This is a genomic window from Franzmannia qiaohouensis, assembly GCF_031451695.1.
GTDB classification, from domain to species: Bacteria; Pseudomonadota; Gammaproteobacteria; order Pseudomonadales; family Halomonadaceae; genus Franzmannia; species Franzmannia qiaohouensis.
Map to the genome: position 1 here is coordinate 128864 of NZ_JARWAM010000001.1, position 26161 is coordinate 155024.

At 62.6% G+C, this 26161-nt stretch carries 20 protein-coding genes; 10 read left to right on the forward strand and 10 right to left on the reverse strand.

All coding sequences use genetic code 11. The features are described 5' to 3' along the window. The first annotated feature begins 19 nt into the window (after positions 1-19). The 10 genes from QC821_RS00655 (at position 20) to QC821_RS00700 (ending at position 11869) form a co-directional block, all read left to right on the forward strand. A complete protein-coding gene (locus QC821_RS00655) occupies positions 20-1741 on the forward strand; it encodes a sensor histidine kinase (protein WP_309715564.1) in 1722 nt (573 codons plus the stop codon). 38 nt (positions 1742-1779) lie between these two features. Next, positions 1780-3126 carry a sigma-54-dependent transcriptional regulator gene (locus QC821_RS00660; RefSeq protein WP_309715567.1) on the forward strand — a complete coding sequence of 449 codons (1347 nt, stop codon included), beginning with the start codon at positions 1780-1782 and terminating at the stop codon, positions 3124-3126. A 222-nt stretch (positions 3127-3348) separates the two neighbouring features. After that, positions 3349-4689 (forward strand): ABC transporter substrate-binding protein, encoded by a 1341-nt coding sequence (locus tag QC821_RS00665; protein WP_309715570.1) that lies wholly within the window; start codon positions 3349-3351, stop codon positions 4687-4689. A 107-nt stretch (positions 4690-4796) separates the two neighbouring features. Beyond that, a complete protein-coding gene (locus QC821_RS00670; RefSeq protein ID WP_309715572.1) occupies positions 4797-6119 on the forward strand; it encodes an ABC transporter substrate-binding protein in 1323 nt (440 codons plus the stop codon). 152 nt (positions 6120-6271) lie between these two features. Beyond that, positions 6272-7171 carry a branched-chain amino acid ABC transporter permease gene (locus tag QC821_RS00675; RefSeq protein ID WP_309715575.1) on the forward strand — a complete coding sequence of 300 codons (900 nt, stop codon included), beginning with the start codon at positions 6272-6274 and terminating at the stop codon, positions 7169-7171. After that, on the forward strand, positions 7171-8103 hold the full coding sequence (locus QC821_RS00680) for a branched-chain amino acid ABC transporter permease (RefSeq protein WP_309715578.1): 933 nt from the start codon (positions 7171-7173) through the stop codon (positions 8101-8103). Before QC821_RS00675 ends, QC821_RS00680 begins: the two co-directional genes overlap by 1 nt. Beyond that, positions 8100-8882, forward strand: coding sequence for an ABC transporter ATP-binding protein (locus QC821_RS00685; protein ID WP_309715580.1), 783 nt, complete (start codon positions 8100-8102; stop codon positions 8880-8882). Before QC821_RS00680 ends, QC821_RS00685 begins: the two co-directional genes overlap by 4 nt. Position 8883: 1 nt before the next feature. Continuing rightward, positions 8884-9573: an ATP-binding cassette domain-containing protein gene (locus tag QC821_RS00690; RefSeq protein ID WP_309715583.1), complete on the forward strand. Its 690-nt coding sequence runs from the start codon at positions 8884-8886 to the stop codon at positions 9571-9573. 19 nt (positions 9574-9592) lie between these two features. Then, complete coding sequence (locus QC821_RS00695; protein WP_309715585.1) at positions 9593-10723, forward strand: zinc-dependent alcohol dehydrogenase family protein; 1131 nt, start codon at positions 9593-9595, stop codon at positions 10721-10723. 102 nt (positions 10724-10825) lie between these two features. Next, on the forward strand, positions 10826-11869 hold the full coding sequence (locus QC821_RS00700; RefSeq protein ID WP_309715588.1) for a cyclase family protein: 1044 nt from the start codon (positions 10826-10828) through the stop codon (positions 11867-11869). A 74-nt stretch (positions 11870-11943) separates the two neighbouring features. Here QC821_RS00700 and QC821_RS00705 read toward each other — a convergent pair whose 3' ends face one another. The 10 genes from QC821_RS00705 to QC821_RS00750 form a co-directional block, all read right to left on the reverse strand. After that, positions 11944-12567, reverse strand: coding sequence for a glutathione S-transferase family protein (locus QC821_RS00705; protein WP_309715592.1), 624 nt, complete (start codon positions 12565-12567; stop codon positions 11944-11946). 75 nt (positions 12568-12642) lie between these two features. Beyond that, positions 12643-13401, reverse strand: a complete 759-nt coding sequence (djlA, locus tag QC821_RS00710; RefSeq protein ID WP_309715595.1) for a co-chaperone DjlA — start codon at positions 13399-13401, stop codon at positions 12643-12645. 182 nt (positions 13402-13583) lie between these two features. Then, complete coding sequence (locus QC821_RS00715; RefSeq protein WP_309715598.1) at positions 13584-14297, reverse strand: hypothetical protein; 714 nt, start codon at positions 14295-14297, stop codon at positions 13584-13586. Positions 14298-14935: 638 nt separating this feature from the next. Next, the gene (locus tag QC821_RS00720) at positions 14936-15535 is read right to left on the reverse strand and encodes a hypothetical protein (RefSeq protein WP_309715601.1); all 600 of its coding nucleotides are present in this window, start codon (positions 15533-15535) and stop codon (positions 14936-14938) included. A 517-nt stretch (positions 15536-16052) separates the two neighbouring features. Next, complete coding sequence (locus QC821_RS00725; RefSeq protein ID WP_309715602.1) at positions 16053-16775, reverse strand: hypothetical protein; 723 nt, start codon at positions 16773-16775, stop codon at positions 16053-16055. Between the two features lie 449 nt (positions 16776-17224). Continuing rightward, the gene (locus QC821_RS00730) at positions 17225-18028 is read right to left on the reverse strand and encodes a hypothetical protein (protein ID WP_309715606.1); all 804 of its coding nucleotides are present in this window, start codon (positions 18026-18028) and stop codon (positions 17225-17227) included. Positions 18029-18581: 553 nt separating this feature from the next. Continuing rightward, entirely contained in the window at positions 18582-19181 is a 600-nt protein-coding gene (locus QC821_RS00735) for a hypothetical protein (RefSeq protein WP_309715609.1), read from the reverse strand. Between the two features lie 539 nt (positions 19182-19720). Further along, positions 19721-23197, reverse strand: coding sequence for a toxin VasX (locus tag QC821_RS00740; protein ID WP_309715611.1), 3477 nt, complete (start codon positions 23195-23197; stop codon positions 19721-19723). 12 nt (positions 23198-23209) lie between these two features. Next, the gene (locus QC821_RS00745; RefSeq protein ID WP_309715614.1) at positions 23210-24115 is read right to left on the reverse strand and encodes a DUF4123 domain-containing protein; all 906 of its coding nucleotides are present in this window, start codon (positions 24113-24115) and stop codon (positions 23210-23212) included. A gap of 5 nt (positions 24116-24120) precedes the next feature. Beyond that, positions 24121-26160: a type VI secretion system Vgr family protein gene (locus tag QC821_RS00750; RefSeq protein WP_309715617.1), complete on the reverse strand. Its 2040-nt coding sequence runs from the start codon at positions 26158-26160 to the stop codon at positions 24121-24123. Position 26161 lies beyond the last annotated feature (1 nt).

The following is a 26161-nucleotide window of genomic DNA, read 5'->3' on the forward strand; positions in this document are numbered from 1 at the left end:
ACAACAACAAAGGATTCGCATGAAGCCTCGGCTCAGTCTGGTTGGTCGCTACTCCTTCCTGTCGCTGACACTGATGATCGGTTCGGTGGCGGTGCTGAGCGCGCTCTATGCCACGGTCGCGGATTCGGTCACGGAGCGCCTGGCCGGTGAACGGCTGGAAGCCCAGGTGGCAGGCACGGCCAACCGGCTGACCAACTTCATCGAGAACCGCATCTACCAGCTCGAAACCCTTTCGACCCACCCCTCCATGCCCCTGTACCTGCTCTACAGCGATGCGGTGCCGGAAGGCCTGCAGGAGCTCGTACGGGTAGAAGCCGACGCGCCCGACCTCTATGGCATTCTGTTCTTCGACGCCAACGACAGACTGTCCGAGGTGATCCCCGGGCAGGCGGCATCCGGGCAGCCCTACTGGGGCCGCGACAACTGGTCAATCCGCGAGCTGCCTTCCGTCTATCTGGGCACCAGCGAGATCATCGGCCCGAGCCTGACCTCGGGCGCCGGCCCCGGCTGGCTGCTCATCCGCCAGCCGCTGCGGGATATCGCCGGCCAGAGCAGCGACGGTGCGATAGCGCTTCATGTGCGCCTGGCTTCCCTGACCGAACTGATGCGCACCGAAAGCCTGGCCGGCGTGCTACGGCCGTTCCTGAGAACCCCTGCCGGCGACCTGCTGGACCCGACGGGGAACCTCAAGATCAGCGAACCGGAAGGGCTGCGGACCGGCCCGGAAGTGCTGCCCGGCTGGCGCATTGACTATCTGGTGTCCGCCGGAGACATTCTCAGCCCGCTACGTAACGCACAGTTCGGCCTGTATGCGCTTGCCGGCGTGATGGCGCTCGGCATCGTCGCCCTGTTCTGGGCGTTGGCCAGAAGCCTGCGCCGGCGGGTGAGCCGACTGGTCGCAGGGGCCGAAGCCTTCGCCTCCGGCAACCTGCACTTCCGGCTGGTGACCCCACGCAACGACAAGGATGAGATCGATGTGGTCGCCCATGCCTTCAACGCCATGGCCGACCGATTGCAGGAGATGATCGAGCGAACCGTACAGGCGGAGAAGATGGCGGTGCTGGGCGAATTCGCCACTGGCGTGGCCCATGAGGTGCGCAACCCGCTGGCAACGATCAAGCTGACGGTGCAGGCCCTGGAGAAGGGCGAGCCGGACAGCCGGCGCCGGGACCTGCTGATATCCGTGGAAGAAGAGATCGACCGGCTCAACCGGGTCGTCGGCGACCTGCTGGATTACGGCCGGCCGGTCGCCGGTGAGCCGCAAGCCGTGGCGATCGGCCAGGTATTCAGGCACGCTTCCATCTTGACCTCCGGCCTTGCCGACAGGCGGGGCGTTGCCGTCACCGTCAGTGGCAATCCGTGCCTCGCCGTCTATGCCAGCCCGGACCAGGTGATCCAGTGCCTGGTCAACCTGGTCGCCAATGCCATCCAGGCGTGCGAGCCGGGCTGCCAGGTGCAGCTGAAGGCGTTTCCCAGCGGTGACAGCGTGACGATAGCGATCATCGACGACGGCTGCGGCATGGATGAGACGATCCTGGCCCAGGTGATGGAGCCGTTCTTCACCACTCGCCAGGAAGGCACGGGGCTCGGCTTGAGCATTACCCGTCAACTGATAGAACTGAACGGTGGCAGGCTGGAGATCCATAGCACACCGGGAAAGGGCACGACCGTATCCATGAGACTTCCCCTGGGGCCGGTCGACGCCATCGCACAGCAGGAGTCAGCACCGCAGAATTCGTAGTGCCACTACCATAAAAAGAGCAACAATCAGAAAACGCCATGCACACAGATATCCTGATCGTCGATGACGAAAAGAGCTTCGTCCGTTCGCTGACATTCGCCCTGGAAGAAGCCGGCTTCACCACCCGCAGCGCCCATTCCGGCGAAGCGGCCCTCACCGCACTGGCGGACGCCCAGCCAGGGCTGATGCTGCTGGATCTGCGGCTGCCGAAGATGAGCGGCATGGAGGTGCTCGATACCGCCGCCCGCCTTTACCCGGCGCTGCCGGTGGTGATGGTGTCGGCCCATGGCGATACGCGAGCCGCCGTGCAGGCCGTCAAGGCCGGCGCCACCGACTACCTGACCAAGCCCTTTGCCCTGGACGAGCTGCTGCATCTCGTCGGCGCCATTACCGAGCGCACTCAGCTACGCGATGAGCTGGCCTACCACCGTAGCCGTGGCGCCTCCTCCTCGGGGCTGGTGGGGAGCAGCGATGCCATGCAGCAGCTCTGGCAGACCATCCAGCGCATCGCCGGCAGCAGTGCCGGCCGCATCCTGCTGCTGGGCGAGTCCGGCACCGGCAAGGCCGTGGTAGCCAGGGCCATCCACGACCAGAGCCCGCGCAGCGACAACGCCTTTGTGGAGATCAACTGCGCCGCCCTGCCGGAGCAGTTGATCGAGGCGGAGCTGTTCGGTGCAGAGAAGGGGGCTTACACAGGCGCGCATCAGAAGCGATCCGGCCTGGTGGCCCTTGCCCATGGTGGCACGCTGTTCCTGGACGAGATCGGCGAGTTGCCCCTGCCCCTCCAGGCCAAGTTCCTGCATTTCCTCGAGAATGGCGATTACCGACCGGTGGGTGGGTCTGCCAGCCATACCGCCGATGCCCGAGTCATCGCCGCCACCAACCGCTCACTGGAAGCCGAAGTCCGCAACGGGCACTTCCGGGAGGACCTGTTCTTCCGCCTCAATGTCATTGAACTCTCCATCCCCCCGCTACGCGAACGGGGCGCGGACATCGAAGAGCTGCTGCATGTCTTTATCGACGCCCAGGCCCGGGAGGAAGGTTGCCGCCCCATCACCGTGCCCAGGGAGACGCTCGACCTGCTGACCGCCTATAGCTGGCCGGGCAATGTGCGGGAGCTGCGCAACCTGGTCGAGCGCCTGACCATCCTGTATCCCGGCCAGCGGATTCGCCCCGGCCAGCTACCCACCGAGTTCCATCAAGGCCCGGCAGCGAGCGATCAGGCTCACGACCCCTCTCTCGGCGAGCGCCTGCAGAGTACCGAGCGGCAGCTGGTACTCGATGCGCTCGACAAGACCGGTGGCCACAAGGGCCAGGCCGCCCAGCAGCTGGGGCTGTCGCGCCACGCCTTCAAGCGCCGCCTGCAACGCCTGGGCCTGGGCTAGCCGAAGGCTCTCGCCTGGCCGAAGATCCTGGCCGAGCGGTAACCGCTCACCCTCTCGCGCTGACGAGCGCTATCCGCTCACTTCTCGTACCGCTGTGGCCGAGAGCGCCCCGGAGATGGGGCTCTCTCGGCATGGCACGCTTATTGCTCATGCTATAGACCAGCAGGTTTATAACAACAATCTACGACCACACGCCGGACTCAACCGGTCCAGGAGGCAACCTTGCCGGGACTGATAAATCGCCTGCGCTCCGCACAGGGCGCTCGCGTTTTCGCCACCACCCTGATGCTGGCCCTGTATGGCCTGCCTGCCGCCCATGGCACAGAGGCCATGAACGAGACGACCTCGGTGGGACGGGTGGAACTGGGGGCGGACGCCGCAGACGCCGACGCCACCATCGCCTGCCTGTATCCGATGACCGGGCGCTCCGCCAGCTACGGGCGGGACAGTATCGTCGCGATCCGCATGGCCCTCGACGAGCTGGCCACCGACCCGGCGGCGCCGCGCCTGCGGGTCATCGTCGATGACTCCCGCTCCAAGGCCTCCTTCGCGGTACGCATGGCCGAGGACTTCATCGAGCAGGATAGCGCCAACATTCTCTGCGGCATGGTCAGCTCCGGCGTCGGCATGGCCGTCAGCCGCCTGGCGCGGCAGCGCAAGACCATCCTCATCGGCACCGACCACGCCTCCTCCCGCGCAGCGCTTGAGGAGGGGCATCGCTACTACTTCAGGGTCTCCAGCGATACCTGGCACTCCCAGGCGGCCGGTGCGAAGTACCTGCAGGAGCTCCAGCAGCAGGAAGGCTGGAGCAAGATTGCCTTCCTCGGCCCCGACTACGAGTACGGCCGCGTCGCCTGGCGCGATCTGCAGGAAGCCTTTGAGCTCTATGACGTCGACTACCAGGTCACCGGCAGCTATTGGCCGAAACTCTACGAGCCGGATTACTCCCTCTATATCCAGTCGCTGCTCGAGTCACCGCCGGACGTGCTGGTGGTCGCGCTGTGGGGCGGGGATTTCACCGCCTTCATCGACCAGGCCCGCACGACCCGCCTGTTCAGCCTGATGCGGGTGGCCAACTTCGATACCGGCGGCGACTACGAGACCCTGGTGGCCCTCGGCGACACGCCGCCGGAAGGCCTGATTCTCTCCGCACGCCACCACGTCAATTGGCCACCGACGGCGCTGAACCGCCAATTCGTGGAGAGGTTCCACGAGCGCTCCGGCCGCTACCCCAACTATTCGGCCCAGGGTGCCTGGGCCGGCATCCTCACCGTCGCCAAGGCCATCACCCTGGCCGGTGACGTGACAGACACCGAGGCGATGGTCGAGGCGCTGAAAGGCCTCGAGATCCACTTGCCCAAGGACCCGGAAGGCTACGTCTCCTACATCGACGCCGAGACCCACCAGATCATCCAGGCCCAGGCCATCGGCACGCCGGTGCCCAGTGAGGATTATCCCCCCGCCCAGGTGGTGCTGGGGAACTGGAAGGTCTACGACGCCGAGTCCCTGAAACCCTCGCCGGCTCTCATCGAGAGGCGACGCGGCACACCCGGTGGTGGCTAGCCCCTCCGCCGTTTACTTCAAGCTCCACCAGCACCTTGCAAGACAACAACGCACCGCAGAACACAACAACGCCACATGGCACACAACAACAACCCAGGAGTAGAACCATGAAGCACGCCACTCAACCCAGCATCTTGAAGCGTACTCTGCTCAGCACCACCGTCGCCGCGGCCATCGCCTCGGCGGGGATGATGGGTATCAGCGCGACAGTCCAGGCAGAAGAGACCTTCAAGGTCGGCCTGGTCACCTTCCTCTCCGGCGGCGCCTCGGGGCCCTTTGGCGTTCCCGCCGCCCAGGCGGCGGAAACCGTGATCAAGGCGATCAACGCCGGGGAGCTTCCCCCGCCCTACGACACCCCGGGCATCAACGGCTTGCAGCTGGAATCCGTGGTCGTCGACGAAGCCGGCGGGCCCACCCAGCAGGTCGAGGAGTACCGCAACCTGGTAGAGCGCCAGAACGTGAATGCGGTGATCGGCTATATTTCCAGCGGCGACTGCCTGGCCGTCGGCCCCGTGGCAGAAGAGCTGCGGACCTTCACCATCGCCTTCGACTGCGGCACCCCGCGCATGTTCGAGGAACTCGACAACCCCACCTACTTCTTCCGCACCGGCCTCGATGCCGTCGCCGACAACGTGGGTGCAGCGCGCTACCTGCAGGACATCCACCCCGACGTCACGCGTGTCGCCGGCATCCAGCAGAACTACGCCTGGGGGCAGGACTCCTGGCTCGACTTCACGCTCTCCATGGAGCAGCTGATGCCGGACGCCGAGATGGTCAACAACCAGACGCCACAGCTCTTCTCCGGCAGCTACGGCAGCGAGATCTCCGCCCTGCAGACCCGCCGACCCGAGATCGTCCATTCCAGCATGTGGGGCGGCGACATGGAGTCCTTCGTCTCCCAGGCCAATTCCCGTGGCCTGCTGGGCCAGGCAACCGCGATCCTGACCACCGGTGAATCCGGGCTGCATCGCTTCGAGGGGCAGGCACCCAACGGCACCATCCTGGGTGGACGTGGCCCCTTCGGCGCCTTCATGCCGGAAAACGCGCTGAGCGAGTGGTTCAACGAAGCCTACGAAGCCGAGCACGGCACCAAGCCCAGCTATCCCACCTCGAAAATGGCCCAGGCCATCCTTGCCCTGAAGTTTGCCGCCGACAATTCCGGCGCCGACGGGATACCCACCAGCGAGCAGCTTGCCAGCACCCTGAAAGGGGCCGAGTTCGAATCCGTCAGCGGCACCGTGCGCATGGCCCTGGCCGGTGGCCACCAGGCCATGCAGGACATGCTCTACGGCGAGTACCACTACACCCCGGGTGAAGGAGCCGAGCTGCGTAACGTGCGCTCCTACCGCGGCGAGTGCGTCTCCGCACCCGACGGCCAGAACGCCCAGGAGTGGATCGAGGCCGGCTTCCCTGGCGCCCAGTGCGACTGACACTCTCCGCTGCCGGCAACCTTCGGGTTGCCGGCCACCGGGAGTCACTGCACCTCTGTTGATACGTCTGCGCCCGTGCCGCCACTTGCAGTGGCCAGAGGCATGGCGCCGAACGCCGCAGTGATTCCTAACCGATAACAGGAGCACGCGAGATGTTAACGGTCTGGGCAATACTGATCGACGGTTTCATCTATGCCTCATGGCTCTTCCTGGTGGCGGCAGGCCTGACCGTCATCTATGGCGTCATGAGAATTCTGAACATGGCCCACGGCAGTCTCTATGCCCTGGGCGCCTATGCAGCGGCTTCGGCCATTGGCTGGTACTACGCAGGGGGCGGCAGCCAGCTATGGATGGCCTTCGCCATTCTGGCCAGCTGCGCCCTGCTCATCGGCGCCATCAGTGGGTTGCTGATCGAGCGCGGCATCCTGCGGCTGATGTACGGCCGCGACGAGATACTCATGCTGATCGTCACCTTCGCGATCCTGCTGATCCTCGAAGATGTGATGAAGCTGCTGTGGGGCACGACCCCCTATTTCGCCTGGCAGCCCTACGCCGCCATGGGGCGAGTGGAGATCGACGTCCTGACGGTCTCCGGCTACGACATCATGGTGTTGTGCCTGTCCGCCGTCATCGGCCTTGGCCTGTGGTTCTGGCTGGAGCGCACCCACACCGGCAAGATCCTGCGCTCCATCATCCACGACCGGGAAGTCTCGGAGGCCATGGGCGTCAACGTGCGCCGCATGTTCACCATTACCTTCGTTATCGGCGCCACCCTCGGCGCGGTCGCCGGGGGTATCACCGCGCCGATCATCTCCGTGGTGCCGGGTATCGGTATCGAGGTGATCGTACTGGCCTTTGCGGTGGTGGTCACCGGCGGACTCGGCAGCATTACCGGTGCGGCAGCGGGTGCCATCATCGTCGGGCTGGCACGGGCCACCTCGATCCACACCATGCCCCAGTTCGAGCTGTTCATCATCTACGCCGTCATGGCCGGGGTGCTGATCTTTCGGCCCAACGGCCTGTTCGGCCAGGCAATCGCGAGGAAAATCTGATGAGTCTCCAGAAATCCGAAGCCCTGATGATTGCCGCCGCCGTGGCCATTGGCCTGGCCGGCTTGATGAGCCCCAACTGGCTGGTCTTCACCACCACGCTGGCGGTCGCCAAGGCGCTGGTGGTGCTGGGGGTGGTCATGCTGATGCGCTCCGGGCTGGTCTCTTTCGGTCAGGGGCTGTTCTTCTGTATCGGCGGCTATGCGGTAGGCATGGGGGGGCGCTTCTGGGGCATTCAGGACGCCCTGCTGCTGATTCTCCTGGGCGTACTGGCCTCGACCGCGCTGGCGATGATTCTCGGTCTCCTGCTGACCCGCTACCGAGAGATATTCTTCGCCATGCTGACCATGGCGTTCTCGATGATCCTGTTCGGCGTACTGGTCAAGAGCCACAACCTGGGCAGCACCGACGGCTTCAGCGTGGTGCAGTGGTCCCTGCTCGGCTGGGTGCCGGAGTCCGGCATGGGCGTGTTCTGGCTCGCGCTGGTCCTCGGCTTGCTGGTCGCGCTGTTTCTCAATCGCTTCTTCCAGTCCAGCATCGGCCTGGCCTGCGAGGCCATCCGCGAGAACGAGGTGCGCGTCGAATACATGGGCATCTCACGCCGCCAGGTGCTCTACATCAACTACGTACTGGCCGCAGCCATCGGTGCCATAGGCGGTTCGCTGACGGCACTGGCTGCCGGCCACGTCGACCCCGAAATGGCCTACTGGACGATTTCCGGTGAGTTCGTCTTCATCGCGCTGCTGGGCGGTACCGGCCACGTGGCCGCAGCCTTCATCGCCGCCATGCTCTTCGCCCTGGTGCGCACCTACGCGGTGGAGTTCATGCCCCACACCTGGCAAATGATCCTGGGCATCGTGCTGCTGCTGATCATCCTGTTCCTGCCCAAGGGGATCTGGAGCCTGTTCACCCGCCACAGGAGAACCGCCCCATGACCGAGATTCTCAAGACACAAGGGCTCTCCCGCTACTTCGGGGCGGTGACGGCTGCAGAAGATATCAACGTGACCATCACCCAGGGTGAGATTGTCGGTGTGATCGGTGCCAACGGCGCCGGCAAGACCACCTTCATCAACATGGTCACCGGCTACCTGCCGCCCTCGGAAGGCAGCATCTTCTTCAATGGGCGGGCGATCAAGGGCCTGGGGCCGCGCAAGCTGATGCGCGAGGGGCTGGCTCGCTCCTTCCAGATTCCCCAGCTGTTTCTCGAACTCCCCGTAATCGACAACCTGGCCATCGCCCTGTCGGCCGCCCAGAACGATCACCTGCAAATGCTGCGCCCGGTCCGCACCGCAAAGCGACTTGCCGCCGCGGACGACATCCTCGAGCAGATGGGCATCACCCAGTATCGCGATGAGATGGTCACCGCAATGCCTCAAGGGGCCCGCAAGTTGCTCGACATCGCCATTGCCATGCTCGGCAACCCCAAAATGCTGCTGCTGGATGAGCCCACCAGCGGGGTCAGCATGGAGGAGAAACATGCGCTGATGGATACGGTGATGGAAATCGTCAAGCGGCGCAGCCTGACGGTGCTCTTCGTCGAGCACGACATGGAGATCGTACAGAAATACGTCACCCGGGTGATGGCCTTCGCCAGCGGCGTGGTGATCAAGGATGGTCCGGTCGAGGAGGTGCTGGCCGACGAACAGGTACAGACGCTGGTCACCGGCAAGCGGCGCCACACCAGCACGGCAACCGAACAGGGGGACGTTTGACATGAGCCTGGAGATCGCCAACCTCAATGTCTCGATCGATCGCATCGCCATTCTGCGAGATATCGACCTGACCATTCCCACCGGGCAGATGGCCGGCCTGATCGGTCACAACGGTGCCGGCAAGACGACCCTGATCCGCGCCATCATGGGCCTGCTGCCGGCAACATCCGGCTCCATCCGCTTCAAGGGAGAGGAGCTGACTCAATTGGCTCCCCATCGGCGCGCCAAGCTGCAGATCAGCTACATGCCCGAGGACCGACGGCTCATCCCCGAGCTGACGGTGACCGAAAACCTGTTGATGCCGGCATGGGCCAATCACATCAGCGACGGCGAGAAACGGCTGGCATGGGTCTATTCGCTGATGCCGGAAATTGCCGACTTCGGTGAGCGCAAGGCGCTACAGCTCTCCGGCGGCCAGCAAAAGCTGGTGGCCCTGGGCCGCGCACTGATTCCCGGCCGTGAACTGATCCTGCTCGATGAGCCCTTCGAAGGCGTGGCGCCGGTACTGGCACAGCGCCTTACGTCTGTCATCGGCGACCTGCGCGGCGAAGGCCTGACGGTGCTGATCGCGGAGTCCGACGACAGCCATTCCGCCGGCCTGGTCGACCAGACCTGGCGCATCGAGCGGGGTGCCGTTGCCTTTGGGCGCAAGGCGCCCGCCGCACCCGCTAGCCACCAACACCCCGCCTGACAACAACAAGGAGTCAGCCATGAAAATACGTGCTGCGGTACTGCAGGCCACCGGCGCCCAGCGTCCCTATCAGGGCAACCAGCCGCTGGTGATCGAGGAGCTGGAACTGGACCCGCCCGGCGACAACGAAGTCCTGGTACAGATCAAGGCCGCCGGCCTGTGTCATTCCGACCTCTCGGTCATCGACGGCAACCGACCGCGCCCGGTGCCCATGGTGCTGGGCCACGAGGCCGCCGGCATCGTCAAGGCCGTGGGTAACGGGGTGCACGACCTGCAGGTCGGCGATCACGTGGTGACCGTGTTCGTGCCCAGCTGCGGTCACTGCTCGCCCTGCGCCGAAGGGCGCCCCGCCCTTTGCGAGCCGGCGGCAAAGACCAACAATGCCGGCACCCTGGCCAGCGGCGAGCGCCGCCTGCACCGGGCGGACGGTAGCGATGTCCATCACCATATCGGCGTCTCGGCCTTTGCCGACCACGCGGTGCTGTCCCGCCACTCCCTGGTCAAGGTCGACTCGGACCTGCCGCTGCATCACGCCGCGCTGTTCGGCTGCGCGGTGCTGACCGGGGTCGGTGCGGCGATCAACTCGGCAGAGATCAAGGCCGGCCACACGGTCGCCGTGGTCGGCCTGGGGGGCGTCGGGCTCAATAGCGTGCTCGGCGCACTGGTGGCGGGCGCCTCCGAGGTGATCGCCATCGATCTCGATGAGGACAAGCTGGCGCTGGCCAGGGAGCTGGGCGCCACCCATGCCTTCAACAGCGGCGAAGCGGGCTGCGTCGACAAGATCAAGGCGTTGACCAACGGTGGCGTCGACTGTGCCATCGAGATGGCCGGCTCAGAGAAAGCCCTCGAGTTCGCCTATCAGGTCACGCGCCGTGGCGGCATTACGGTGACCGGCGGCCTGCCACACCCCGACAAGAAGGTTGCCATTCAGCAAGTCAGCCTGGTGGCGGAAGAGCGCACCCTGAAGGGCAGCTATGTCGGCAGCTGCGTGCCGGTCCGCGATGTCGCCCGCTACATTGCCCTGTTCCGCCAGGGCAGACTCCCTGTGGATAAGTTACTTAGCGACACCCTGACCCTGGACCAGATCAACGACGGCTTCGAGAAGCTGGCGGCAGGCAAGGCGGTACGGCAGATCATCGTATTCGATTGATCTATCGCTTGGCCCCGCCACTGAAAGACTCAGACCTGATTGGAGCGCAATTCGCGCTCCTCCGGTGAGCGTGACAACAACAAGTCGAACAAGGAGAGCGCCATGCAAAACAACAGATCTAACCTGACGGTTGCCATGGGTGTCGTAGCGGCCGGACTCACTCTGGCAACTCAAACAGCCGTCGCCCAACCCTCCATGGAAACACTCCAGCGGGATGCCCCCTCCAACTGGGGAAAATGGGGCGAAGCGGATCAGGTCGGGGCCTTGAACTACCTGGGCGACGCTGAAGTGCTGGAGGCGGTCGGCGCAGTGCGCAGCGGCAAGACCTTTACCCTGCAAGTGCCCATGACCTCCGGTGACGGCCCCGTTTTTCCGGGACGTATCCCGACCCAGCACTACATGTCCCAGGATGAAGGCCTCTACTCGTCGGGCAAAGCCGACCCACTGGCGGGCGGGGTCAAATACTCGGACGATGTGGTCTTCATGTACCTGCAAGGCACGACCCATGTGGATGGCCTCGCCCATGGCTGGTACGGCGACCAGGTCTACGGCGGTGAAAGCGCGCAAAGCACCATACACGGCCATGCACACGGCGACGTAGGGGCCATCGGTGAGAAGGGCATCGTGGGTCGTGGCGTGTTGCTGGATGTCGGCCGTCACATGGGCAGCGGCGAGCATCATCGACTGGCGCCCGACACCTGCATACACCTTGATGATCTGAAGGCCACGGCAGACGCCCAGGGCACCACCATCAATCCACGCGACATCCTGGTCATTCGCACCGGGTCCATCGCACGCTACTGGGATGAAGAACCGGATGCCGCCTGGGACGCCATGACAGAGCCGGGGCTGTGCTACAGCCTGGAGCTTCTGCAGTGGATAGACGAGCTGGAGATTCCCGCCATCGCGTCGGACAACCTGGCAATAGAGAAAGTCGCCCAGGAGATCGACGGCGAAACATTTGTCATTCCTCTGCATGGCGCCCTGATGCGGGATATGGGCGTGGTGCTGACAGAAATCTGGTGGCTGGACGACCTGGCCGAGGATAGCGCCGAGGATGGTCAGTACAGTTTCCTGTTAGTCGCCGCACCGCTCAAGATGATGCAAGGTTCCGGCTCCCCGGTGAATCCCGTCGCCATCAAGTGAAGTGAAACGAAAACCGGGCCTGCCAGGCCCGGTTTCACTTTACCCCCCTATCCCGGGGAACTCTGCCCTCACTCTTACTCCGCCACCGGCTTCTCGCGCTCGATGGCCCGCGACAGCGCCGGGCGCGACATGCAGCGTTCGCGATACGCCTCGAGCTCCAGCGGCAGGCGATTCTTGAACTTCACGCCCCAGCTCAGGGTATGTCCCACGAATATATCGGCCAGGGTAAAGCGCCCGCCTACCAGCCAGTCGTCTCCGCTGAATCGCCTCTGCAGGGCCGCCAAGGCACGCTGGAACTCCCAGGATGCGGTGGGCAGAATCGCCGGCACGCGGCGTTCGTCAGGCAGTGCGAACTTATGCTTGGCCTGGGTCCATAGCGGCTGCTCCAGCTCACTGACAACGAAACTCAACCACTGGTTGACCTGCGCCCGCTCGACCGGCGAGGCTGGCAGCAGACCGCTGGTTTCGCCATAGCGCTCGGCCAGGTAGCGACATATCGCCAGCGACTCGAACAGCACCAGTTCGCCATCTTCCAACACCGGCACCTTGCCGTCTGGATGGCGTGATAGGTGCGCCTCGCCCTGCCCCTCGCCCGCCATCATGTCGAGCGAGTGATAGACATACGCCAGGCCCAACTCCTCCAGCGTCCAGGCGGCCCGCAGCGAGCGGGATGAGGGGAAACCGTATAGCGTGATCATCAATCCTCCTTTGGCGCTGTCATAGGCGGATAAATTCCGCCAAGACTAACGTTGACGGCAAATACCGAGACGCGTTCAGCCGCGGGCCGCGCGAATCCGCTCGTGAGCGTTGCTGATTTCGCTCGTTCGCGCCTGGGCCACCTCGCGCATGCTCTCAGGCAGCCCTTTGCCCGCCAGTTTGTCCGGATGGTTCTGGCTCATCAGGCGCCGGTAGGCTTTTTTAATTTCGGCGTCGCTGGCGTCTTCCGATACCCCAAGTACCCGGTAGGCATCGTGAAGGGCTTCCTCGCTGGCGCCCTGCGAGTTGGCGGCAGCGCCGTGCAGCATGGCTTCGATTTGCTGTACTTCGGCCTCGCTACAGCCCACCCCACGAGCCACACGCAGAATCATCTCCTGCTCTGCGGGATGCAGCACGCCGTCAGCCGCAATCGCCGACAGCTGTACCTGCAGAAATACCTGGCGCATTACGGGCTGGTGCCGGGTGAGGCGATTCACGCTGACAAGCTCGGCGTCTAGATCGAAGTCATCGGCCCGGCCGCGCTCGAACGCAGCGCGTGCCCTGGTTCGCTGCTCGCCTTGCAGACGCATCTGATCGAAGAGTTTTTCGGCAACGCCCAGCTCGCCGTCGGTCACCTTGCCGTCCGCCTGGCACAGGCAGCCCATCACCGAAAAAATCGATTCCAGAAAGCCTTCTTGGATACGCATTCGCGCAACACTCAAGCGGCGTTTGAGCTGCCGCCCCAGCCACCAGCCCAAGCCGCCGCCCACCAGGAGACCAATGGGGCCGCCTACGGCGAGGCCAATCAGGGCAAATACGATGATCAGAAATAACATTGCGATCTCTAACGTCGAGGAAAACAGGGATTATGGCAGCCGGGCGCAGATCGTGCGTTCGATGCCTTCGGCATCAAGGCGTCAGTCGCTCACTACCTCATGCCACCCTTATGGTGCACTTCCTGGCCGGCCTCGACCAGCTGGGCGCGACGTTAGGACTCGTCATTAGCGTTGCGTCAGTATCAATACAGATTCGCCGCAAAGGGCAGTGAGCGATAGGCCGACTGAGCAGGCGGTGCCACCTCGACCCCAAAGCGCTTCTCGATATCGCCCATCTCGGTAAACTTTTCGCCGCGCTGATAGGCGGCGCGGAGCTGCTCGCTCAGCTCGGTGACGGCGGCAGAGGGCTTGGCCCACTGCGCCTTGGGTAGCGGCTTGGACCACTCTGCCAGCCAGCCCTTGGGGACCGCCTTGGGCAGCACGTGTTTCATGCGGTACTCGGTGTACCAGTGGGCGAAGCGGGCCTGCTCCCACAGGCGCTTGCGCCGAAAGCGCCGCCAGCGGGCCTTGTCGTTGGTGCGTTCGCATGCCGCCTTTTCACGGGCGACGTAGGCGTCGTACCACTCGAGACCCCACTCCTTGGCCGAGGGCGTAATCGCCTCGGCGCCCTCTTCCATAAAGCGGCGGATGTACTCCCACTGGGCCAGGGCCCCGGGCAGCCCGCCGACGCCAACCATAATCCCCGCCCCGGGCAGGGTATAGCCCGGCCGCTCAGGATCGGGCGGCAACAGGGCGAAGTTCCATCCGAAACCGGTGATGGCCCCCGGCCCCAGGCTGGGATTGAAACCGCACACCGCGACGACGTCTTCCCAAGGCACCAGTACCGTGCGGCGCTCACGCTTGAAGAGGCGGCAGATGGCATCGTAGATCGGGGGATAAACAAAGAAAAAGGCCATGGACAAGATATGCATGGCCACTAGTGCAGCAGGGAAGGACTCTTCCGGCAGCCGCCACCATTTTTCTACTTCAGCAGCCCCAATCAGCCCAGTGCACATGGCGATCGCTCCAATTAAGGAAGTCAACCAAAGGTTATGGGGGGCAGGTAACCAGAAGCGCTTCTTAGGCTCAATAACGAAGGCCACTTCACGTCGTTGACGATTCAGGCGGACCGGCGGAGTTCGCTTCAGCACTAGGTTCAACCATACAACACCCAATATAAATGGGAACAGCAGACCGATATATAGCCCCCCCCCCGCCAAAGCAATCACCACGGAGGGAGGGGGAAATCCCCCAACCGTGGCCCAGACAATAAAAACTATAAACGCCATCAATATTGACAGCCCACTAGCAATATGTCCGGCGGTCATCATGGATTCTGGGCTAGCACCCTGGCGAATATCCATGGTGACGTCATCATGGCGAACATCGATATGCGCCACGTCCACCCCGTGTTCGCTATCCGCAGGGAGCGGTAACGGGCTAAGGCAGTACTGCTCGCCCCCGGCGCGGCTTTCACGCTCGCCTGAGCGCATCGGGGGCAGGGCCTCTTTGGGGCTGGTGTTTAACATTGAGTTTCTTTACGCGTGGTTAGACATTAGGCCTCGATCCCTTCCAGCCGATACGCCTCGGCGAACACCTCGTCGACCGGACGCTGCGGATCGCGCTCGCGGATCCGCCTCACCTCGTTGGAGAGCCTCACCAACTCCTCGCTGGGCTTGGCCCATTGCTCCTCGGGCAGAGGCTCGGACCACGCTTCTACTTCTGCCGGGCGCAGTTTGGGGCGACTCTTCATCAACCGCTTGGCTTCCCACTCGGTCAGGTAGCCAGGCAGGTTCCATAGTTCGACAACGTGGTAGGCATACCAGAAGAACGTAAAAATCGGCCCGACTTCCCCCTTAGCCCGGCGCTCGCGCATCCGGCGGCGCGCATTTCGCAGGGTATGCACGCCTTCCCAAGGCGGGTCGTCCTTGCCTCGCGGCAGGTGGGGATCCTGGATCTCATGAAGGGAGTGGACCTCATACTCCATATAGGCACGGATCGCTTCCCAGTTGCTGATCGCCAGGGGCAGCCCCGCCGTCATGTACTCGAGCTTTAGCCACTGCCCCGTCTCCGGGTGGGCATAGCCGACGCCCATGCCATACTGCTGCTGTACGCCGTACTGGGTGGCACCACGCGCCTCTACCACCCAGGCCATCAAGGACTCCCAGGGCACGTAGACGGTTTCTTGCGTATCGGTAAGGGTAAAACAGACTTCCCGGCGCTGGCGATTAAAGCGGACGGGGATGCTGCTTTTCAAGCGCTTTATGCCAGCATAATAACCGAGATATGATATCAATAAGATGGCTAGACCACCGATTATGCCTGTTCCAAAAAACAACTTATATAAAATAACAAAGTTTTCAGACGATATGGCCGGCATAAGAAAAAAAAATAAGCGCCGGAAGAACCAAGATACACATCAATGCAATCCCGCATACCCCCCCCGTAATAGTCTGCCATACTGATACACTTGGCCACCCCCCCCCGACATCCAGCCAAGTATCATTAAGCTCGCTGACGGCCTTGCTCATATCCAGAGGCGGCTGACCTGTCGATAAGGGCAGTGGCGCCAGATAAGTAATACGGTCTCCAGGGATAGCCTGCACATCCCCCGCATGGTGAGGCTGAGACAGCTCGGGCTGCGGCAGACCCGCACTCTTCTTCGTCATAGATCAAGCTTCCAGCCCTTGGCGCCGATATGCCTCGGCGAACACCTCGTCAACAGGACGCTGCGGGTCGCGCTCGCGGATCCGCCGTACCTCTGCAGACAGACGTACCAGCTCCTCGCTGGGCTTGGCCCACTGCTCCTCGGGGAGGGGTCTGGACCACTCCTCCACCTCGGGCAACTTGAGCTGCGGCCGCTGCTGCTGGATGATCCGGTGCTCCCGTTCGGCCAGATATCCCGGCAGCGTCCACAACGCCATGGCGTTGATAAAGTACCACCCTATCGCGTAGAGATAGCGCCAGAGCGAGGGGCGTTCACGTAGGCTCTGGTGGAGCTTACGGCGGGCATTGCGGATGGTATGCACGCCCTGGTGGGGCGGGTCGCCAGGAGCCCGCAGGCCGAGGGGATCCTGCACTTCATCGAGGCTGTGCAGCTCATACTCCATATAGCCGCGTAGTACTTCCCACTCACCGAGGGAGAGAGCCATGCCCGCCGTCAGGCCCTCGCTCTTTAACCACTTGCCAGTTTTGGGATGGGCATAGCCGATCCCAAGACCATACTGCCGGGTAGTACCGTACTGGGTCGCGCCATACCCCTCCACCGCCCAGGCCATCAGCGACTCCCAGGGTATGACCTCCTCCCCCAGGCGCCGCTCTTTGACGATAAAACACACCTCGCGACGCTGGCGATGGAAGCGGATGGGGGTAGCCTCCAGGAGCTCCCGATGCATGCCTCGCATGGTCCACCACGATATCAGGGAAATTGCCCCCCCCCCCGAAAACTGCCACGCCGAGCAGAATTCGATATCCCTGCCAGTCCATGATTGAAATCAGCAGCAAGGGAATCAGCACAAGACTAAAAAAAACAATGAATAAAGGCCCTAGTATAGCCAATTGGTAACCAAAAACATTAGGTGGCCCGCCGCCATAATCAAGCCAGGTATCATTCAGGTTGCCGATAGCCTGACTGACATCTACCGGTGACATGCCGGTGGGCAGCGGTAATGGTGCCAGATAGGTCACCTTGCTGGTGCCGATACGTTCGGTATCGCCGGCTCGGTGGGGTTGGCCCGGTGATGGTTCGGGAAGCGCTTCGCTGTGTGTTTTTTTCGCCATCTACAACTCATTGGTCCTGGGATAACGCTAGCCGGAGCGGCGTTATCTTTTTGGCCTCCGATGATCACGCGGACTGAGCCTTCGCTCTAAACGGAAACGACGGATAGGCCTTGTGGCTAGCCGCTGGCGGCGTGACCCCAAAGCGCTTTTCGATATCGCCCATCTCGGTAAATTTTTCGCCACGCTGGTAGGCGGCGCGGAGCTGCTCGCTCAATTCGGTCACGGCGGCAGAGGGCTTGGCCCACTGCGCCTTGGGTAGCGGCTTGGACCACTCCTCCAGCCAGTCCTTGGGGACCGCCTTGGGCAGTACATGCTTCATACGGTACTCGGTGTACCAGTGGGCGAAGCGGGCGTGCTCCCACAGGCGCTTGCGCCGAAAGCGCCGCCAGCGGGCCTTGTCGTTGGTGCGTTCGCATGCCGCTTTTTCACGGGCGACATAGGCATCATACCACTCGATGCCCCACTCCTTGGCCGAGGGCGTAATCGCCTCGGCGCCCTCTTCCATAAAGCGGCGGATGTACTCCCACTGGGCCAGGGCCCCGGGCAGCCCGCCGACGCCAACCATAATCCCCGCCCCGGGCAGGGTATAGCCCGGCCGCTCAGGATCGGGCGGCAACAGGGCGAAGTTCCATCCGAAACCGGTGATGGCCCCCGGCCCCAGGCTGGGATTGAAACCGCACACCGCGACGACATCTTCCCAAGGCACCAATACCGTACGGCGCTCACGCTTAAAGAGGCGGCAGATGACATCGTAGATCGGGGGATAAACAAAGAGGAAAACCATGGCGCCGAGATGGAGTAGGGTCAGCCCCAGCGGAAAAACCTCACGTGCACCGCGCAGCCACTCTCCTATTTCAATTATTACCATGCCTCCGGGTATTGCGGCAGCCACACCCACCGTAGACGTTAACCAGAGATTATGAGGCGCCGGTAGCCAAAAGCGCCCCGGGGGATCCACTACAAATGCCACTTCACGGCGCTGTCGATTGAGGCGAATAGGTGGAATGCGCCTCAGCAGCGTATTGATCCAGACTATGCCTAGAATAAAGACAAACAGGAAACCGAAGTACAGCCCCCCCCCCATACCGCTATCAGTTGAGAATCCGGGGGGAAACCACCGACGGCCCCCCATGTAATAAAAAACAGCACAAAAATAGCGCACGTCCCAAAGCTAAACATATGCCCCGCTGTCATCAGGCTTTCGGGACTCGCCCCCTGGCGAATATCCATGGTGACGTCATCATGACGAACATCGATATGCGCTACATCCACCCCGTGCTCGCTATCCACGGGGAGGGGTAATGGGCTAAGACAGTACTGCTCGCCCCCGGCGCGGCTTTCACGCTCACCTGAGCGCATCGGGGGAAGGGCCTCTTTGGGGCTGGTGTTAAACATTGAGTTTCTTTACGCGAGGTTAGACATTAGGCCTCGATCCCTTCCAGCCGATACGCCTCGGCGAACACCTCGTCGACCGGACGCTGCGGATCGCGCTCGCGGATTCGCCGTACCTCTGCAGACAGACGTACCAGTTCCTCGCTGGGCTTGGCCCACTGATCTTCGGGGAGGGGTTTGGACCATTCCTCCACCTCCGCCGGACGCAGCTTGGGGCGGCTCTTCATCAACCGCTTAGCTTCCCACTCGGTCAAGTAGCCGGGCAGGTTCCATAGTTCGATAACGTGGTAGGCATACCAGAAGAACGTAAAAATCGGCCCGACTTCCCCCTTTGCCCGGCGCTCGCGCATCCGGTGGCGCGCATTGCGCAGGGTATGCACGCCCTCCCAGGGCGGGTCGTCCTTGCCTCGCGGCAGGTGGGGATCCTGGATCTCATGAAGGGAGTGGACCTCATACTCCATATAGGCACGGATCGCTTCCCAGTTGCTGATCGCCAGGGGCAGCCCCGCCGTCATGTACTCGAGCTTTAGCCACTGCCCCGTCTCCGGGTGGGCATAGCCGACGCCCATGCCATACTGCTGCTGTACGCCGTACTGGGTGGCACCACGCGCTTCTACTACCCAGGCCATCAAGGACTCCCAAGGCACGTAGACGGTTTCCTGCGTATCTATAAGGGTAAAGCAGACTTCCCGACGCTGGCGATTAAAGCGGACGGGGATGCTGTTTTTCAATCGCTGCATGCCAGCGTAATAACCAAGATATGAAATCAACAATATCGCTGGCCCACCAATTACTCCCGCCCAAAAAAAACCTTTGTACACCCCCTTCGCTATATTTACAGGGAATATTAAAAAACTAACTGCAGGGAAGACCAATACACAGAGTAAAAAAATAGTACACACCCCCCCCGTAATAGTCTGCCATACTGATACGCTTGGCCACCCACCCCCAACATCCAGCCAAGTGTCGTTAAGCTCGCTGACGGCCTTGCTCATATCTAGCGGCGGCTGACCTGTCGATAAGGGCAGTGGCGACAAGTAGGTGATGCGCCCACCAGGAATCGACTGCACGTCACCCGCATAGTGAGGCTGAGATAGCTCGGGCTGCGGCAAGTCCGGTCCCTTATTATTCATAGTCGAGTTCCCTTTCGTCTCTTATCGCCTGCTGGTCAAAGATCCACAGCATACCAGCTCCCCGGATCGCCTCGACGGGGAAACGCCGAGGGCATATAGCGTTTGCCGCTACCGGTCCCACCGCGCGGGTCGATATAGATGTAAACGTCGCTTGCCTGATAGTCCCCTTCGTCATCGAGGTGCTCCAGACGTATCCCAACCACCCAGTGCTCGGTGTCGTACCCATGAGGGGTCTGCCGATGGTTCGGCGCCAGCCCCGATAACAGCACATGGCCCTTATCGCCATCGGTCCCTAGCGCCAGCGCTTCTGCCAGCTTGCTAGTCGCCTCCAGCCAATGCTCCGGTGCCCGTACCGTGCCATCACGCTGCCAGATCTTTACAGGCTGCACCTGCCAGGCCTTGAGCAAGAGGCGAACGGGCGCCTGCCCAACCAGTGGGGGTTGCAGTGCCTCGGAGGACAGTCCAGGTAGATGCAGCGCAACCTGATAGTAGTCGGGGCTACGCGTCCAGTTGGGACGCCAGCTCTCTGCGTAGACCTCTTCCAAGGTGATATGGGCGGCTTGGCTGATACGCCTTAGTTCATCGAGATAATGCTCAAGTGACTCATTGCCCTCCTCGGTTCCCCAGGGAGAGGCCAACAGCCACTGATCATGCTGGCTAATATTGTGTCGATTATAGAGCCAGGTACCTCCGAGCTGTAGCACTGAAAACGCCAAGCCAATGGCATTGAAACGCCAGAAAACCGATGCCAGCTGAGGGCCTGCCATTGCCCATGTCATTCCTCCTCTAACAGCGAGGCGTGTGCTGATGGTGGAATAGAGTCCATAGCCGTGCGCACCCATTAAGCCGGCATCGCCAACCATTGCTATCGCAGCAGCCCCTTGAGCATTGCCATTACCACTGCGTACCGCATTTTGCCAGTTACCTCTATTAGCGTACATACCAAAAGCCGAGGAAAAAAAGCCGAATCCGTATCCTGCATAGCCAAGAGCATGATGCATTCGCCCTAGTTGAGCATATATGCCGCTTGTGCGGCTAGCATTGGCACTATTCGCCAACGCGCGCGCTTGGGACTGAAGTGCAGTATCACCAATACTTTGTGCTGCCAAAAAAGCTGCTGCACCTGTAGCGAATGATGCGGCCCAAAATCTCCTTTCTAAAGCATTTAAATCCCTACTAGCCACATCATCTTCTACATTTCTCAGCGCACTATAAGCTGCCCATAACCCCACCGCCTGCCCAATAAATACCAACAGCCCAACACCATCGCCCAATAGGCCCGCTGGCGGGGCACGGTAGATCCCTTGCCTAAGGTTGCTGGTTAGCCTGCCGACCGCCACGGCCTTGCCGGCATCATCGAACTCAAGTACCAGGCCAACGCGGCCGCTGTCGCCTTCCGATAGGGTAAGATCGTCTGCCCCCACGTCACCAACCGGACTCAAGCCCGCTGCCAGGCGATGTTCGTTAACCTCTAACTGAGCCTGTACACTGCGGCGCTGATTACTAAGCTGCTCACGTTCGGTGCCTGAAGCCGCCTGCCGCCTATTGTTCAGGCTAGTCAGGCGCTGGCGTAGGGCCAGGGTCTCTTCCACCAGGTCCATCAGCTCTTCAAGGCTCTGCGTCGAGAAAACAAAGCGGGCGCCATTCTCCTTCGCAGCATCGACGATGCGCGCCCATGCAGCAGGGGGATCAAGCTGGCGAAACAGGTCCTCAAGATCCGGCATGACAAAATCGCCCTGCCCCATCGACTGTTGCAATTGTTCCATGATCTTGGCTAAACCAGCACCCACTGCAGGCGTAAGATTGGTTCTGGCACCATTTGCCAAGGGTTGTAACTCCTTCGGCAATTTCGTCAGGTCGGGCAGTTTCCCATTTTCGGCCTCTTTTAGCCTATCAACCCAGCTGTCCAGGTGATTCAGAATGCCGTATCCCGCGGAGATGAGCGCCGTGTAGTCCTTTATCAGCGCGGCTTGCTCCTCCAGGCTACGGGTATGAAAGAGGGGACGATCATACTCGGGGTGTTCGGTGAGCCACTGCTTGATTCTTTCGATGACGTCGTCGTCCCGGCAGATATCCCGTGTACAGGCATATTCCGCCGAGAACGCTTTCTCAACTTGTTCTTCACTGTCGGCGTCAAAATACCAGGCAGCGACGTGAAAGGCGCTTGAGCACAACATCTCAGCTCGATCTTGGCTGATTTGTGCGAGCAAGGCGTTCCAGCGCGCAAGCTTGGGCCGCTGCTGTTCCAAGAATTGATCCATCTCGCCACGGCGAATCAGGTCGTTGACCCCGCGCTGACCGAAGGAGGCCCCCTCCAGAATATCGCGAACGCGCCGATTATTGGTCTGTTTGAGGTCGATCAAGGTATCCAGATGCCGCTCGACAAGCTCACTATCGGCGTCCCCCAGGGCATCGTTGGCGTAGTAGCGGCGTATTTCCCGCTGCTGGTTCTGCAGAATCTTGGAAGCATTGGTTCGATTGGCGTCCGAACTTAACTCGAGCAGTCTTTCTCTTAGCTCATCCGGCAAATCAGGGTCATAGGACCGCGGCAGGGTTTGCTCCGTATTGAGGTAGTCGAGCAGCGTTTGCCGAGTGCGCTCTCTGTTCGGCTCCTCCAGTGCCTCCAGGTCTTGCCAAAGCGCCAACTCCGGCGAGCCTTCTTCACCTGGCGCCAGCGACTCCAGCGTCTCTGCCGTCAGTTGGGTGATGGACTCAATATAACAGCCCAGCACATAGTTGCGTTGCGTCCGTTTCTCCTGCTCCTCCGTCCACTCCTCGATCCACCCCACCACGTTGTCCTGATACATGGCCAGGTCGCGCATCACGCCGATGTCGTCGCGTACGACCAGGCACAGGCACTCGTCACGGTCCTCGACCTTATGCTGCTTGAGCAGCTTGCCGAGGCGGGTCTTGTGGTAGTAGTGGTCGTTTTCCCAGTGGTAGGCCTCGCCTTCCTGCGCGTGGCCGTCTTCGGGCTGCTCCAGTTCGGCCTCTTCGGCAAATTCGGCGACCCAGGCTTCTGCCTGGGCCGTGGTGATCAGGTGTTCGCCACCGCCGTTGATGGGATTGGCACCCGAGAGATCGACGGCCTGCATAAAGGCGTCGCGGTCTTCCTCGCTTTCCAGCACCTGGGCGCGCTTGGCGTCGGTCCACTTCACTTCGGAGAAACAGACGTAGAGGGTGCGGTCGGTATCGTATTCAAGCTTGCCGCCGGTGATCTCATCACCCTGGTCACGAAACTCGTACTCGGCGAGTTCGTTGGTCTCTCCGTCGAGCACGTAGAGATAGCCATTGCGCAGCAGGCGAATCCCCAGCGGCCGGGCGCTCAGGATATAGGGGGTGGCGCATCCCGGCTCGAGTTCCTCGACGAGGCCATAGCGCAGTGGCAGCAGTTGCACCTTGCCGCTGTTCAGCGGACAGGTGCCACCCTCATCGCAGTCTCGATTGGAGAGCTCGTAGGCGGCCAGGGCGCCATCTTCACGGTCATCGGTGGGTCGCTCGAACGCGGACATATGACAGGCTCCCTATGTCATGACGGGGGATGAATGCGGGGTGGCCGCTTGCAGGGCAGCCTCGAGACGCGCGATAGCGCTGAGATCCGGCGCGGTGAGCCAGCGGTAGGCGACGGTATCGGTGGCACCCTCACGCCAGGTGGTAATGCCGAGACGGGCCATCAGGGTACAGAGCAGCGCCCACTCGCGTGGGGCGTGGAACCCGAAATCACGCGCCTCCGCGATGATCGCGGCAAGCTGCTCATGACGCTGCGCATCCCCGGTGCCGGATAGCCAGTCAACACAGTGGCGCTCCACAAAGGCCATCAGTCGCCGAGTATCGCGGCGCAGGTCGCAGGCCTGGAGTCGCTGGAGCTGCGGCTCTGAGAGTCGATACGCATGGTCCAGCGAGTTAGGGGCTGCATCGATCACAGCGGGGGACCAACAGCGCCACTCCTCAGCCACAGCGTCCGGCGCCAATACGCTGTCGATAGGCCCCCATGGCACCTGCACGGGCGAGCTATCCGGCGTTAAGAGTGCGGCAATCACCGCCGGATCAGCCAGGCGCAGCAGCAGCGGAATACCGGCGGGATGCACGACCTGGATCAGGCCGCGGAGATGGTCGCCAAGCTCGACAAGGTCGGACTCACTGACGATCAGGTAGCCCCATTCCGGCACGAGGCCCTCCTCCAGAAACTGCCGCAAGACGGGGTCCTCTGGCCCGGCGAGGTGCACCAGCCAGGGCGAGACGTCATTGACGTCTGACCAGGGCGTGCCGGCATACAGCAGGTCCGCCTCCAAGCGTCCTTCTGACCATTCATAGAGTCGACGGGCCAAGTCCTGCACTCGCACACCGTCGAGCAGCAGATATACCTTGTGCTCACTCGGCCAGCGCCACTCGCCGCCCAGCAGGCCATTTGTCAGTGGCCAATGCCGCATGCTCGTCATCCGTCACTGCCCTTTTCACATACCGGGCATAGCGCTTGCTGCTGCAGCAGCGCGGCGTGCTGCGGCGCCTCCACCGGCGAGAACTGTGGCGCGGCTTCCACCTCCCGCGGCAGCTTGGGCCCTTGCGCCGCCTGGCCCGAGCCCGAGCCGGGGCTGCCGCCGGAGTTGATCTTGACGCTGGGGCCGACGATGGTGACACCGCTGGGGTCGAGTTTGACGAAGCTGCCGCCGGCGTTGAGGGTGATCTCGGCGCCGGCGTCGATCACCACCTTCATGCCGGCCTTGTGGTGCACCTCCTGACCGGCCTCGACCAGCTGGGCGCGGCCGTATTTCTCGTGGCGGGTGGCGTCGACGATCAGGTGGTCGTCGCCGTCGACCTGGGTGTGGCGGCTGCCGTGCACCGTGAGGTGGTCGTCGCTGTCGATTTCGCTGATGCGGTCGTGGTGGACCTTGAGATGGCTGTCACGGCCGATCTCTTCGGTGCGGTCGTTGTTGGTGAGCAGTTCCAGGTCCTTCTGGGCGTGGAGCCAGATCTGCTCCTGGTCGGCCTGATCCTCGAAGCGCAGCTCGTTGAAGCCGTCGCCCTGGTGGCTCTGGGTGCGGATCACGGTGCGGGTCTTGTGCTCGGGCAGCGTGTAGGGCGCGATATTGACCGCATGGTAGGTGCGCCCGGTGATCAGCGGCTGATCCGGGTCACCCTCCAGGAAGCTGATAATCACCTCATGGCCGATCCGCGGGATGGCGATGCTGCCGTAGCCGCCGCCGGCCCAGCCCTGGGCGACGCGGATCCAACAGCTTGCGCTGTCATTGGGTTCGGCGTAGCGGTCCCAGGGGAACTGCACCTTGACCCGGCCATGTTCGTCGCAGTGGATCTCCTCGCCCTCGGGGCCGACCACGAAGGCGACCTGGGGGCCGTCGACGCGGGGCTTGGGGTCCGGTTCGGGGCGCCAGGCGGCGTCGCCGGGGGTGAGCACGATCTGGTTGTAATAGCGGGTCATGCCCTTGGCGTCGCCCTGGGTGACGCCGTCCTCTTCCAGGACCTGGGGCTGTTCGCCGCGGTGGATGACCCGCACCACCTGCCAGTCGCGGTTGAGGCTGTCGGCGTCGTGGTCGCTCAGCGTGAAGCGGCTGCCGGGGGCGAGCTCGGGTAGGTCGCTCTCGGCCTCGGCGGTGGCGGCGTCGCGGCGCAGCGCGTCGAGGCGGATGCGGGTGAAGGGCTCGCCGGAGGCGTCGTGCTTGTAGCGCCCGGGGTAGTCGTAGTGCTCGTAGTCGTCTCTTTGCGCATGTTCCTCGAGGCCCCCGGCCACGTGCTCGTGGAGCTGTGAATAGGCCGGCTGCTTGAAGGAGTAGTCCTTGAGGGTGGCGCTGGCCGGGGCGACCCGGGCGACCTGCTTGAGCCGGCGCACATGGCGGGTCGGCGGGGTGCCGCCGGCGCGGCTGTGGTAGCTGCGCTCGCCCAGCGCGGTCAGTAGCTGCGGGTCGTCGGCGAACACCAGGCGGTGGGCGCCGCCAACCTCGTCTTCGAACTCATGGAAGTAGAACAGTCCCTCTTCGGCGGCCAGGCGCTGGATAAAGGCCAGGTCGGTCTCGCGGTACTGCACGCAGTACTCGCGCTCTTCGGGCTCGCGGGTGACGGCGAAGGCGACGTCGGTGATGCCGCGCTCCTCGCACAGGGTGTTGATGATGGTCAGCGGCGAGACCTGCTGGAAGATGCGCGAGTTGTGGCGCAGCGAGAGGCGCCAAAGCGCCGGGCGGATCACCAGCGAGTAGAAGGTGCGGCGGTGGCCGCGGTCGCCGCGGCTGAACTCGGCGGCGATGCCGTGGATGCGGCGCAGCGGTTCGCCGTCCTGCCAGATCGTCAACGTCAGCTCGCGGTCGAGGAAGGCCTCGGGGCTGAGGTCGGGGTCGCGGCTGGCGAACTCGACCGCGAGGCGGAACGGCGCCGAGAGCGACTCCTCGAGGGTGAAGTCGATCACCGCCAGGTCGAGGGCGTCGTCACTGGCCAGGGCCAGGGTGAATTGCAGTCCGGTGGCCATC